The following is a 13,373-nucleotide window of genomic DNA, read 5'->3' as shown; positions in this document are numbered from 1 at the left end:
GGTGACGTACATTCATCTTGGCTCACTGTCCACCAGTGGCCGCGCGAGCATGGTCCTCACAGCGATCCTCCGGTCGTGCATGAGCCCCCTTTTGATCGTCCCATACCCCGCGCCTGGCCCCCAATTGGCGAAGGAGACATTCGGCCGTCGCCAGCAGCTCTTCTATCTTGCGATCCGGTGTCGCACCGTAATGTCCGCGATCGAAAATAGGGATCTGAAGGCACATCTCGGCACGATTCCGGCGTTCCGGAGAATACATGATCCGATGCATCGGTGGTTCGGGGTGTTCGCAGGGCTTCAAAAGGTCCAATGACTGAAAGAACACACGACAGAGGCGGCGCAGCTCCCCGACTAACTCGCGCAGCTCCAGGTCTTCACCTGACGGCAGATGCCGAGGATCCTGAAAGGCTGAGTAGAGGTTCAGTTGAAACCCGATTTGGACGACCCGCCCTGACCCATCTCTCACGTAGAAGGGATTGTGATCAAAACAGACCTTTCGACTCACAATCATGCCCCGTAGGGCCTCCTCGCTGTCGAATGCACCTTCGAGATTCAACGGGATGGCCATGGTTTCTCCTGACCCGTCATAGTCCTCCGCAATACACGGCTATTCTTGTACCCCAAGCTTACGTAACAACGCCATCATGGGGCACCACCCCGTAAAGGCCGATTGGATCAAATTTACCGCCACAAAGGCGGCGAAATAATTCCAGTATGGATGAACCGTTGCACCCAAGACGACGGCGACAAGCACGAACACGCCGGCGATTAATCGGAGCTGCTCATTGAGTTTCATGGTTGCTCCCTCCTCTGCTTCTTGCTCATGAGAGACCGACCCAACGCAAAGGATTCACACAGACTCAGAAACGAGCCTCTGCCAGCTGACAAACCCTCCGGTCAGGTTACGAACAACCGTCATGCCTCCCTGCCGGAGCACTCGCTCGGCAAAATATCCACGCTGGCCGACCGCGCAGTAGGTCACGACCGGCCGATCAGTCGGCAGCTCGCCCACTCTCGTGCGCAATTCCGGTAACGGGATGTTGATGGAACCAGGAATATGGTCCTCGCCGAACTCAGTGGGACTGCGCACGTCGACCACCAGCGGTGGGGTGGCCGTCTCCAATGCGGCCCGCAGTTCAACAGGAGTGATCGGTATTGTGCCGCCGCGCACCACATTGGCCCCCTGGAATCCCGCGAGGTTTATGGCATCCTTCGCACTGCCGTATTGTGGGGAATAGCACAGCTCGGCCTCCTCTAAATCGAAGACCGTGGCTCCCATTTGAATTGCCATGGCCAGCACGTCGATCCGCTTATCGACCGCCTCTTCGCCCACACCTTGGGCGCCAAGGATTCGCCCTGAAGACGTTTCAAAAATCAGTTTGATCGTGAGCCGCTTCGCTCCAGGGTAATAATGAGCATGGTGATAGGGATGCACATAGATCACCTCGTAGTCGCGATGCCGCTCCTTGCCTGCCCGCTGGAGTGCCTTCTCGGACTTCCCGGTGATGGCGGCGGTCAAGTCAAAGACTCGCACGATCGCGCTTCCCTGACTCCCTCGGTAAGGCGGGACAGAGTCGCCCCTTCCTTGTACCCTGGCGATGATGTGATCTGCTGCCAACCGGCCCTGGCGATTCGCAGGACCGGCTAATGGAATATGAGTCAATCCTCCCAATATTGGATCCGGCACCTCGATGACATCGCCGACCGCATAAATGTGTGGGTCATTGGTTTGCAGATGTTCGTTGACCTTCACCGCACCGCGATCGTTGGTTTTGAGACCAGCAGTTTGAGCCAACAGGTTTTCCGGCTGCACCCCGATGGCCAGGACGACCACATCGCCTTCCAGGACCCGACCGTCGGTCAGAATCGCTCGCACACCCTGATCGTGGCCGTCCGGTTCCAGATCGACCACGGCGTCACTGAGATGCAGAGCAACGCCCCGCTCGATCAACGCCTGTTCGAGCGGCACGACCATTTCTGCATCGAATGGGGGTAACACTTGCGGATTCTTCTCGACCAACGTCGTGGTCACACCTCGGTGGGCAAGCTGTTCGGCGACTTCCACTCCGATAAACCCGCCCCCTAGGACAATTGCTTTCTGAGCGCCACCATCCACAATCCCCTTGAGCTGGTCCACATCCTCCAGGTTACGGAGGCTCACGACACGTGGATGTTTCAACCCGACCTTGGCCAGCAGGTTGGTGGGCCGAAGCGGAGCAGCCCCGGTTGAAAGGATCAAGAAGTCAAACGGCTCACGATACCTTCTATCGGTCGTGAGTTCGTGCACTTCGACCTCCTTCGCTACCCGATCAATCGCGACCACCTCGGTCTTTGTCCGAACATCGAGCGCGAGTGAGCCCTTGAGAGTCTCTGGATCGGCCACCAGGAGGTCATTGCGATCTGCAATTTCCCCGCCCATGTAGTAAGGCAAGCCGCAGTTGGCAAAGCTGGCATGGGAACCACGCTCGAATAATACGATGTGGGCCGACTCATCAAGTCGCCGCGCCCTGGCTGCGGCGCTTGCTCCGCCTGCGACTCCGCCGACAATGACGAGACGGAGCGGTCGAGTTGAGGTCATAGATCTGAATTTTCCCTAGAGCGCCTTTTCACGCTTGGTGATCCCCATCCCGTGGAGAATCGCCTTTTCGAAGAACGGCTCACTCACGCCCTTTTTCATTTTCATGAGAAAATACTTTTCGAGGGCGATTTTTGCAAGATGTACCCATTTGCCCTTCCTGGCCCACGTGACGTTGCGTGGAGCCATTTGCGGCAGCGCCACGAAGGCCATCCCGGTATCTCCCATATCCGCCAGACAGATGGCATTCCACGTGGCCGTTTCTTTCTTCGGATTGTTCTCAATATCCGCTTTGATATTGTGAACGGCCGCCGACACCATCGATTCGATCATGTACCCGGTTTTGGGCGCGCCGGTCGGCACCGGCGTCTGTTCGACCGGTGGAATAGCAACGCAGACCCCAACCGAATAGATGTTCCGGTACTTAGGATTCGCCTGGTATGCATCGACATTGACAAAGCCTTTGGGGTTGCACAAGCTCGGCGTCCCCGCTACAGCATCGACTCCTGCAAATGGTGGAATCATCATCGAGTAACGGAAGGGGATCTCCTGGCCATCTTCCAACAGCATCTTCCCAGGCTGAACTTCCTTGATCGCCGCGTTGTGGAGCGGCTTGATCGAATGCTCGGCGAATTCGTCTTCCATCAGCCGACGTGATTTCCCGACTCCGGCGAGGCCCATGTGGCCAATATACGGTTCCGGTGTCACAAAATAAATCGGCACCTTTTTCCGAAGCTTCTTCTTCCTCAAGTCGGTATCCAGGATGAAGGCCATTTCGTAAGCCGGACCGAAACAGGAGGCACCTTGCACGGCACCGATCACAATCGGACCTGGGTCCTTCAAGAAACTCTGGTACGCACCCCAGGCCTGTTCAGCGTGATCCACGTTGCAGACCGATTGCGTGTACCCGCTCGGACCGAGGCCTGGCACAGCGGAAAACTTGAGCTTCGGCCCCGTGGCGATGATGAGATAGTCATACAGCACATCTCCTTTCGCCGTGACGACGCGGCTTTGTTCCGGTTCGATTCGATCCGCCGTGGCGTGAACGAATTCGATCCCTTTCTTAGCCAACACGGGGCCCAGCTCGAAACTGATGTCTTTGCGGCTACGCCAGCCGACCGCGACCCATGGATTCGAGGGTACGAAGTGGAACGAGCTCACGTTTGAAATGACAGTTACCGTATGTTTCTTGTCCAACAGCGCCCTGGCTTCATAGGCGGCCGGCAACCCGCCGATTGATGCGCCGATAATCGCCACTCGTGCCATCGTTCACCTCCCATGCCGAGTGCTGAGTCGAGTCGCCAACTCAGCACTCAACTGACAGCGCACTGAATTCGCATTATCACCGGCCACGAGCTGCTCCACCGCGCTCAGGCCGCTCCGCTCTCTCGTGCTGAGGCTTTTCCGGACGCTCCGTGCGAGTCTGCTCTCGGGTCCGTTCGCGTTCCCGTGTTCTTTCCTGCTCCTTGAGCTGATCCTTTTCTCTGAGCTGATCTTTGGTCTGCAGCTTGTCCTGATCTTTGAGTTGTTGCTGTGTCTTGAGTTGATCGCGGTCACGGTCGAGATCCTGTGCCGACCCGATCGCCACGAAACCAACCGGCAACAGCATGGCTGCAGTCAGAACCGCACGTATGATAACTCTGGACTTCATAAACACCTCCGTAATGACCGTACCGGAGCGACATTGCTCTCGGTTGTGGCGGATTTCCCGCCGTTCCGGCTTCGTGCCATCCGGCCATGACAGGAGCTCTCAGTTATATGGGAGTCTCGACATCGGAAATGGATTCGCCTCTGCTCTCATCTCCTTTCCATTACTGATTGGCGACTTCTGAATACCAGCAGCCATTAGTGCGCGCTGAATCTGTACATGTCGTGACAGGTCGTGCAGCGGGCTGTCATGCTTGACAATCGTTGCAAGAGTTGTTGAGGTGTCTCGTTCTGCACGATCGCATCGGCCAGCGCATCCATATCCTTGTGGATCGACATGCCCAGCTGTTTAAAGGGGAGCGGCAGCTTGGCCATCATCGCCGGCTCCACGTCTGCGGCCATGTTCATCCCAGCCCCTCGGGCTGCTGCTTCCATTGCTTTTAGATCAGGTTTCGGTTCTCCCAATCCCCTGATGATGCCGTCTACCGCTTTCAAAAGATGCCGCATCTCCGCGAGGATCTGATCCCGCTCAGCCGGCGCTAAGAGGATTTCGGTCCGCCCATCACTTCCTTTCGCCGTCCACCCCTTCACGAAAAACCACCCGGCTGCTGCAACCGAGAGCACCCACAGGATCACCGCTGCTCGACATAGTCCTTGTTTCATCTGATCTCCTCGTTTTCACCGCATGGATCTTTCTTCACGCCGAACCGACACCCCTCCAGGGAACTCACGCACAAACCTTCTGTCAGAACCATCGGTGACGACGCACGGTGACAGTGGCCTTGCAAATAAGACTCCGCACGGAAATACCGCATGGCGATACAATTCCTTGCACTGAAGATTCAATAAGTTAGGGAACACTTACGACAAACCAACTCGTGGAGAAAGGGGGAGCTTTTCTACATGTTGGAGCAAATCGCTGTTGCAGAAGGCGACAGCGGCGTGAATTTAAGACCGTGCCAGCATCGCCGCTGCAACGACTACGGCCAGCGCGATGAGCAACGAAAGACGCGGCAACCAGCGAGCAGATTTGAAGATGACTCGCTCTCCGGTCGTTCGCTGAGATTCTGCGATAGCACTGACCCGACTGACCTGAGGACCGAAGACGAGGTCATGAAGCAAGGTCAAGCAGAGTAACACCCCCACCAGTGTCAGTTTCACCGTCACAATCCCAGCCCACGAAGATGGGTACATAATGGAGATGCCTCGGTGTGACAACAACATCGGTCCGGTGATGAGCAATACCGCAATGGCAACCCAGACAATCGGGCGAAATCGGAGGGCCGCAGACCGAAACAGCGCCATGAATTCCGGCACCGCTTTCCGTCCCCTCACCAAGGGGGCCAGGACCAGGGAGAGAAAAATCATCCCTCCTATCCAGATCATAGCGGCGAGTATGTGGAGAATTACCAGGGTTGAATACATGCCTTCTCAAAATCAATCGCAGGGATCATGTTCATCTCAGGATCGGATTTTTCATCAAGGTTTGTGAGACACCCGTGACCGCTTCCGACCCATTATTCATTGGGTGAGAACCTTCACATTCAACCGATCATCTGCTCGGTCCGAATGGGAGGCTTAACCAGTCACGCCAGATCCGGACTTAGCGCAGCGGAACCCGGTTAAATAGCTCCTCCGATCGGGAAGGCCCGCATTGCGACCGGCGGACCGAGCAACTTCCGGGTCCTCATTCCACGAGCCGCCACGAAAGACTTTCAGTTCTCCGGTTTTAGGCCCTTGCGGATTCCTGTCTTGAGTATGGCGGTAGTACGCAGGATCGAACCAATCCGACACCCATTCACTGACATTGCCTGCCATTTGATAGACCCCATAGGGGCTCGCCCCCTTATCATACCGATTGATATTGGCCAGCGGCGGATACTTGAATCCGCGCTTCGATCCGGAATGGGCGATGTTGCTCTTCATCCAGCCGGCCGGCTCATTGCCCCAGGGAAAGATCCGTCCATCCACCCCACGAGCCGCCTTCTCCCATTCGGCCTCGGTCGGCAAACGCTTTCCCGCCCATTGACAGTAGGCATCCGCCTCAAGCCAGCTGACATTGATCACAGGATGGAGTGCATTCTTTTCTGGGAAGGGACTCTCCCGCCAAAACATCGGCCACTCCGCCCCCGTCCCAAGCACGAACCTCAGGTATTCGACGTTTGAAACCTCATAACGGTCCATCCAAAACGCATCGAGGTGGATCCGATGTTGTGGGAGCTCTTGTGGACCCGCGGCACGATCCTTATGAGGATCGCTCCCCATGATGAACTCTCCGGCGGCCACCAGCACCATCCCATCCGGGTTGTCCATCGTCGCCAACCGCTCCGGTTCATCAAGCGGCGTCCAGAGCGGTGGCTGTTTCGAGCTTTCATGGTCGGCCACCGCCGAGACAGGAATGAGCCATCCCACCCCGCACAAGGCTATGGCGAAGACAGCTCTCGTGACATGCAACCATGAGCACCACACACACATCGAAGTCGTGCATCCCTTTCGTAGTGACTCGTGTAGAGGTTTCTTTCACCTCACCGTTCCTGCTTTTCGATCATCGGCTCGATCTCTTTCTGCGCCTCCTCCGTCACGTTGTAACGGATATAGTCGTGCTCCAACACCTCATTGGCATAGAGCCGCCCCGTCGGAGCCTGAACCGTGATATTCGCTTCAATGGTCTCGTTCTTGCCGACAACCACCGTCTGCTCATTGGTAGTCCTCACATAGGGATGCCAGACCACCAGCTTATAGGTTCCCGGTGGGACATTCGTGATGGTAAACCGACCCTCTTCGTCGACCTTGGCAAAGTAGGGATTCTTCACCGCCACACCCCAACTCTCCATATACGCATGGAAGCCGCACTGCATGACAAAAATCCGACGGTTCTTGCTGAGATTCACCAATTGCTTCATCGGCGCCCCAGCCATATGCTTGTGGTACATCGCAGCATCGCTACGGTCTTTGAAGTTGCGAGGGTGTTGTGGATTCATCGGCAGCGGAACATTGAACAGCACTCGAGCACCCAGATGAGACGTTTCATAGGCTTGAATATCGTGCATGACCGGATCCATGTTGACGACCGTCACCGATTGGTCGTCTCTCACCACCGTCGTAAAGGGGAGGAACAGGCAATCCTTGGCTTCGATCTGAGAAGCACTGCCCTCTTCGAACCGTTTTCCCTTTTCGACCCCTTCCAGATAGACCACGACCTCCCGAAATTCCCCCTTCGGCCCGACGTTGAACGGCTGCAAGATGCGCCACCCCTGTCCGTCTGAAATACGGCCGCAATAGAACGCATCGGGCAATGTCGTCAGATTATAACCTTTCGGTTTCGGCACTTGACCTTGCAAACTCACGGTACCCATGATGGTTCCACCTTCAGAAACCGTGATTTCCTGATACGCCACAGCCTGACCGCTCAGCGCAATGATCGCCAAGCCCGTCATCAATCGCGTGATCCGTGTAACGTTCATTCTCGCCTCCTTCATGAACCCCCTCTATTGAGTATTCACAGCATACACGATAGAGGCGCAACGACCAAAAACACAAGTGGGGGAGTCGTGTGAATCACACGACTCCCCCACTTGGATTTCAACCCCTTCCTATCCGCCTACTTCATAGCGGTCGGAACGGCTTTCACCGCTGGTTCTTCTTCAGCTCGCTTGCTTCCGGCTGAAGCACTGCCCAACGGTTGGATTCTGCCATCACCCACCGGCAAGACCCGCAGGTACCCCCACTGCCCCGACTGCGTGTACGGCAGCCGCTGGTTGGACCACACGAAGTCACCAACCTGGCGATAGGGTCCACCTGCGCCGCCTCGCAGGAAGACGTCGAGTATTTCAGAGCCTGCGTACTCGACCACGCTGATCATGTCGGCTCCAGGCATATACGGTTCGATCGGCCATTCATGACCTTCGACACCGAACATCCCGTTCTGCTCGCTGTTGGCTCCGATCAGATGAATCCTGACCGGATCGCCGGCATGGGCCTCGATCAGCGGTGTGACCGGATCTTCAGGTTTGTCCACCACGCAGGGCTGGAAAATCTTCCCCAACGAGCAGCCTTGCTCCTCACGGAACAAATACGGCTCAGCGCGGTAGTTCACCGATGTTAACCCCGCCACATTCTGCACATACGGCATGAAGGCGGTTCCGATGATGTTGTCCTCATCCTGGAAGAAGAGGGCCACATCACGGTAGTTCCGCTTGCCCACGTTCTCCGGCAGGCTCGCATCGACGATGACGTCCGCTCTCCAGCTATTCTTCTGGGAGAGATCCGCACCGCTGACCGGATCGCGATATTGGGATCCGCGCGGACCGACGATGATCGCGCCGTACAATCCGTTCCGCGGATTGACCACGATGTTCCCACCGTCCCACACCAGCGACGTCGTCTCCTTATTGTCAGGATGCGCGTAGTAGGTGTAGGTGCGGGCTTCTCCCGGAGCGACGGTCTGATCGCCGCCGTTCGTGCCGACGTTCAGCCCTTGGCTGTCCTTCGGATCAAAGGCCAAGCCCGGCGCGAAGAACGATGCCCGGCTCGCCTTCATCTTGTTCTTGAGATTCACTTTGATGCAGTCACCGAGGTTCACGCGCAACGTTAATGGATGCGGCGTGGATCCTGAGGCAACCGTCGTCGCTTCCTCTTCGAGCGCGAAGATCTTGCCTTCCGGCATGGTCATTTCGATCTTTCGCTCGAAGTCCACTTCGATCGCGTCCGGGGCTTTTGGATTGAGCTTCATCGGCCGATCGACTGCCACGACGTTGAAGTTTTTCATCGGGGCATCCGCCGGGCAAACTGAACCCGGTGTGGCTGGAATACCCTTGGGATTGGTGCCCTTCGGCAACGGCTTGAGATCGGGCACTTCCTTATCGAGCACACGCACGATCCCCCACCCACCTTCGGCGAAATGCGATGTCCGTCCGTTAAAGTGGATGTAGTCTCCGGGCATCCCTTGGAATCCGCCGGCCTTGGTCACAAGGTCATATCGCTCGGCGATTCCGACGTGGATTGAGTTCTTCCGGTTGGCATCAGCCGCGTACCGCTCCGTGAGGAAGGTATGCCCGGCGATCGTCCACACGTGCGACTCGTTCATCAGCTGGTGCAGCAGACGAAACACCATGGTGTCTCCCGTATACGCCCGCAAGAGAGGCGTGTCCGGGTCTCCGTGGATCGCGCTGCTGAACAACTTCGACGTATCCGGATTATTCGCCAGCCTTTGCGCAAACGGTTCGGCGCGGAAGTTAAACCCGCTGCCGGTCGTATGCGTTCCTCCGTTGATATAGGGGTTCGGTGACTTCAAGATCTTCTCCGGCATTTGGAACGACACGGTCTTCCCCGCCTCCAACGCAACTTCGACCGGCTGTCCAGGAGGATTTCCGGCTTCGATCACGTTGACGGTATGGGGCACCGTGTCATGAATGGAGACCATCAGTTCACGGAAACTTCCACTGACACCGGCACCGATCGGCTCATTGCTATGAATATCCGCGATCGGACCGCTATAGACCAGCTTACCGTTCTTTGGGTCGTGATAGGTGGACCCGAACGGCTCCACGATCGTCACGCCGAAGCCGCCGTGCGGCCAGGTCGTCGCGCCGAAGGCATGGTCATGCCAAAAGACCGTCCCCATATCGACATCCACCCACCACCGGTACCGGACGAATTCCGGTGAGACCAGGTCATTGGCCGGGTGGTTATGCTTCAGGGGTTTGAAGAACGTGAGTTGATCACCCTTGATCGACTTGATACGGGCGACTTCCGAACAGCTCTTATCCCGCGGAAGCGACGCCGTGGGATCATTCCCTTTCTGCAAACAGTCCATGCCCACCATGACTTCGGTATTCACATGGAACTTGCTCGCACCGGGCGCCATTTGAATCTTGATCGACTTCGCACCGGCCTTGGCTCCACCCACAAGCTTGGCCACCATCGGCGCAGGAAGTCCATGCTTGGTCTTCTTGCCCCACATGGTGAACGGGCGCACAGACATCTCATATTCGAACCCGGAAATCACACCATCCGAGTTCCCGGTATCGAATTGGAAGAAGTGTGGGTGGATATTGATCTTGGACGACTGGAAATTCGTATAATCATCGTCGTCCCACTCACTGGTCAGAACCACATCCACACAGTCATACACGTTGGCACGAATGACGGCTGGAAGTTTCAGGTCATCATTCGCTCTCGTGAGTCGTTCTTCCTCATGCAACAGGTAGATCAAGCCGTCCTTATCCACGATCGGTGGCTCGTTCCCCTGCTTCTTGGATAGCGTGATGGGCATTCGCACGAAGTGGATGTTGTAGAACTTCTGATTGGCATTGTCCGGGCACAGACTCCATCGGCCCTGCTCTCCCGGCTTCGCCGGCTCAGATGTCCGTTCCCCATTCTCATCTTGGTGAATCGGCTCGAGCCAAGGTGCGCCGTTATGGTTGGCCGAGAACGGCACTCGTTTCCCGAAATGCGGCTTGAACAGCGGCCAGGCCATCCGACCTGTCGTGGGATTAAACAGAATCTCTGGTCTCGTGTTATCATCCCACTTGGCTGCCCAATTGTACTTGGGATTCTTTGCTGTACTTTCCCGCTCACCGACTGCGACGTTGCCGTTCCACTTCCAATCCCATACGGTCGCATCATAGGCCATGATCTGGCCCTTTTCGTCGTCGGTGTGGCCCGGTTTGCCTTGTGCGGGTATCCACATCTCGACCCAGTCCTTGATGTTCACGACCACCGGATCGGATTTCCAGTTGGTCTTCTGCTGCTTGTCGACGATCTTGAAGGTCTTCCCGAACCAATCGACCGTTGTCCCAATCAGTTTGTCGGACGACACGCCGAGCTTCATCCGGCCCTGACGATCGGGCAACTCACGGAGATCCGGCATCGTATCGGTATGTCCGGCCCCAACTTGGAGCGTGTTGTAGAATCGGCCATATCCCCACATCCCCGCCACATAATGGTGAGCCACGTGGCAATGGAATAGGAACTCGCCCGCCAGATGTTGGCATCCGCCGCCGCCACATTCCGGCTCGAGATCCAAGGATTCAGACGGGCCGATGACCTCCACATCCACGCGATCGGATTTGGTCCGGACCACCGGATACTTCACCGGACCATCCTGACCAGCCGCCCAGAGGTTATTCGGCTCTGTCCCAGGGCTGCGTTGCCAGCGGATCGATCCACTATGTGGATGGTGCGAGTGGAACACTTCCGACCCACCATGGACCAACCGCCATTTAACCGGATCGCCCAAGTACCCGCGGGGGATCGTGGTCGGCGTATCACCGAACGTATAGGAGCTGTAGGCGAGTGATTCGTCCTCAAATCCGAAGTACTCGTGCTGAAGATGCATTTGATCGATGCCGAACGGTTCGCTGCGGTAATTGATCGCCCGACCGCCCGGACGATAGGCGTCGGTCAACGGGTCACGCTGAGGAAGAAAATCGCCCTTCTTATTCAGAGGCCGGAAGGCTTCGTCACCGATCTCGTGATAGAAAATCACAAACTCGCGGAAGTCCGGTCCTGAGCCATTATCGATATTGACCTGCCATCCGCTTTTTACCTCGGGCGCCGGTCCTCCACTCCCGATCGAATCGAGATACTTGGAACCCTTCGGTTCCACGATGAAGGCGCCAAAGAGGCCCAAGACCGTCAGTTCGCGGTCATGGCTGTAGGAGTGGAATTGCCGCACGCCTTCCTGCATGTGCGGATGAACGTACCATTCAAATTCCTGTGCTTTACCCGGTGCGACAATGGAATCAGGGTTGGTCGTCGTCGCCGGCTTTCCGGTCGCGCTCACAACCATGCTGGAGGCCTGAATGAAGAGACTACCGTCTTCGCCTTCCATCTGATTGCGCAAAGTCATCTTGATGCAATCACCCTGATTTGCCCGAAGGACCAATGGCTGAATCACATCGCCCTGGAGGCCGGTGGTCACAGCCCCCGGATCGAATCCATCCTTTTCACGGGCTTCTCTGTTCTGCGTTTCTTCTGCCCGAGCTTTCGCGACATCTTCCGTCAGCACATACATGTACCCCGGATAGAAATCGAGCCAACGATTCAGCGTAATCTCGACGTTGATCATCGACACATCGAATTGCTTCGTCGGCACACCGGCAGGGCACCGCCCCCCTGACGTCAAGACTGGCTCGCCTTTACTAGAATCTGTCATGAGGAGGAAGCTGCTCCCATCCTGCCCCATATACTGATGCATCATCGACATGTTGTTGAACATCCCGGATGTCTGCTGGGCTTGCGCATCTCTTTGAGCTTGCTGTCCCAACTTCTCCATCAGCCGATGGTGCTGCATCTCCATCTTCTGTGCGTTGTCGGCGTGCCCCTCCATGGCATTCTCCACGACCGTCTGGCCCTTCAGCTGTTGGGTCCAGCCCGGCATGGCCACCGGTGTCGCATGCGCGCCATGCTGACTCTGTTCCGACTCCGCCGCAAACACTGCAGGCGAGATCACCAGACCGCCAGTCAACACAACGGCCTGGAGTAGCAGCGAGGCCCTCCTGAGCCTCCGCCTCATCCGTTTAAGAAGAAAAGTCCTCATAACCTGCCTCCCTCACTTGGGTCCAGCTTCAGAGGCTGGACGGTTGTACGGTGTACGCGATACGAACAAATGCCGAGACAATGACGGTATTTTCTATGAACTCTCCGCACCAATTTCCCTAAGAGACTATCCCGCCATCTGTTCGTCCCACGATTAATAAATGTCAAGGCCCCGCCGAAGAGAAAGTACGCCTCGCGAGAGAACAGCAAGATTTCTACGTATGCTTGGCGTAACCGGCCTCCCGTGTGACCCCGGCCTCTTTCACTCATGCACTCACGAAACGATAAAGAGCTGGTGAGGGGCTCCCTCTTGCGAAGGAATGGGTCATTCGGAGGCCGGTCCAAAATTACCCAAACCCCCACCAGCAACACCGCATCAATGCAATCATCATGCTTTCCTGAATGAGCATTCTCATCAACTGCATTTCTCCTGCTGTCTTGATAAGTTAGAGGACTTCGTACGGCCGATCGCAGATCAACCGGGTAGGGGAAATCCGTCCAGGTGACGATGCATACAGGCGAAGCTCATCCACTCTACTCATAGAAATCATATGGTTCGGCTGTCTATCGCATTGGACAGTGCCTATGAGGAAATTGGGGCATGATGGGA

Annotated in this window: 10 protein-coding genes; all 10 read right to left on the bottom strand. The window is 56.4% G+C overall.

Annotation, left to right across the window (positions count from 1 at the left end):
- Positions 1-22: 22 nt before the first annotated feature.
- The 10 genes from IPM58_07520 to IPM58_07475 all read right to left on the bottom strand — a co-directional run bounded on the left by IPM58_07520 (position 23) and on the right by IPM58_07475 (position 12,764).
- Positions 23-568: a hypothetical protein gene (locus IPM58_07520; GenBank protein MBK9306923.1), complete on the bottom strand. Its 546-nt coding sequence runs from the start codon at positions 566-568 to the stop codon at positions 23-25.
- Positions 569-607: 39 nt separating this feature from the next.
- Positions 608-796, bottom strand: a complete 189-nt coding sequence (locus IPM58_07515) for a DUF2892 domain-containing protein (GenBank protein ID MBK9306922.1) — start codon at positions 794-796, stop codon at positions 608-610.
- Between the two features lie 54 nt (positions 797-850).
- Positions 851-2,578 (bottom strand): FAD-dependent oxidoreductase, encoded by a 1,728-nt coding sequence (locus IPM58_07510; GenBank protein ID MBK9306921.1) that lies wholly within the window; start codon positions 2,576-2,578, stop codon positions 851-853.
- Positions 2,579-2,593: 15 nt separating this feature from the next.
- Positions 2,594-3,841 carry an FAD-dependent oxidoreductase gene (locus IPM58_07505; GenBank protein MBK9306920.1) on the bottom strand — a complete coding sequence of 416 codons (1,248 nt, stop codon included), beginning with the start codon at positions 3,839-3,841 and terminating at the stop codon, positions 2,594-2,596.
- Between the two features lie 76 nt (positions 3,842-3,917).
- Positions 3,918-4,226 (bottom strand): hypothetical protein, encoded by a 309-nt coding sequence (locus IPM58_07500; protein MBK9306919.1) that lies wholly within the window; start codon positions 4,224-4,226, stop codon positions 3,918-3,920.
- Positions 4,227-4,420: 194 nt separating this feature from the next.
- Complete coding sequence (locus IPM58_07495; protein ID MBK9306918.1) at positions 4,421-4,885, bottom strand: cytochrome c; 465 nt, start codon at positions 4,883-4,885, stop codon at positions 4,421-4,423.
- A 285-nt stretch (positions 4,886-5,170) separates the two neighbouring features.
- On the bottom strand, positions 5,171-5,590 hold the full coding sequence (locus IPM58_07490) for a CopD family protein (protein ID MBK9306917.1): 420 nt from the start codon (positions 5,588-5,590) through the stop codon (positions 5,171-5,173).
- Positions 5,591-5,800: 210 nt separating this feature from the next.
- A complete protein-coding gene (locus IPM58_07485; protein ID MBK9306916.1) occupies positions 5,801-6,697 on the bottom strand; it encodes a formylglycine-generating enzyme family protein in 897 nt (298 codons plus the stop codon).
- Between the two features lie 50 nt (positions 6,698-6,747).
- On the bottom strand, positions 6,748-7,701 hold the full coding sequence (locus IPM58_07480; GenBank protein ID MBK9306915.1) for a carboxypeptidase regulatory-like domain-containing protein: 954 nt from the start codon (positions 7,699-7,701) through the stop codon (positions 6,748-6,750).
- Positions 7,702-7,823: 122 nt separating this feature from the next.
- Positions 7,824-12,764 (bottom strand): hypothetical protein, encoded by a 4,941-nt coding sequence (locus IPM58_07475; GenBank protein ID MBK9306914.1) that lies wholly within the window; start codon positions 12,762-12,764, stop codon positions 7,824-7,826.
- Positions 12,765-13,373 lie beyond the last annotated feature (609 nt).

The sequence above is a fragment of the Nitrospira sp. genome (genome assembly GCA_016715825.1).
Taxonomy (GTDB): domain Bacteria; phylum Nitrospirota; class Nitrospiria; order Nitrospirales; family Nitrospiraceae; genus Nitrospira_D.
Note: the sequence above shows the minus strand (reverse complement) of the source record. Positions and strands in the feature narration are given on the sequence as shown.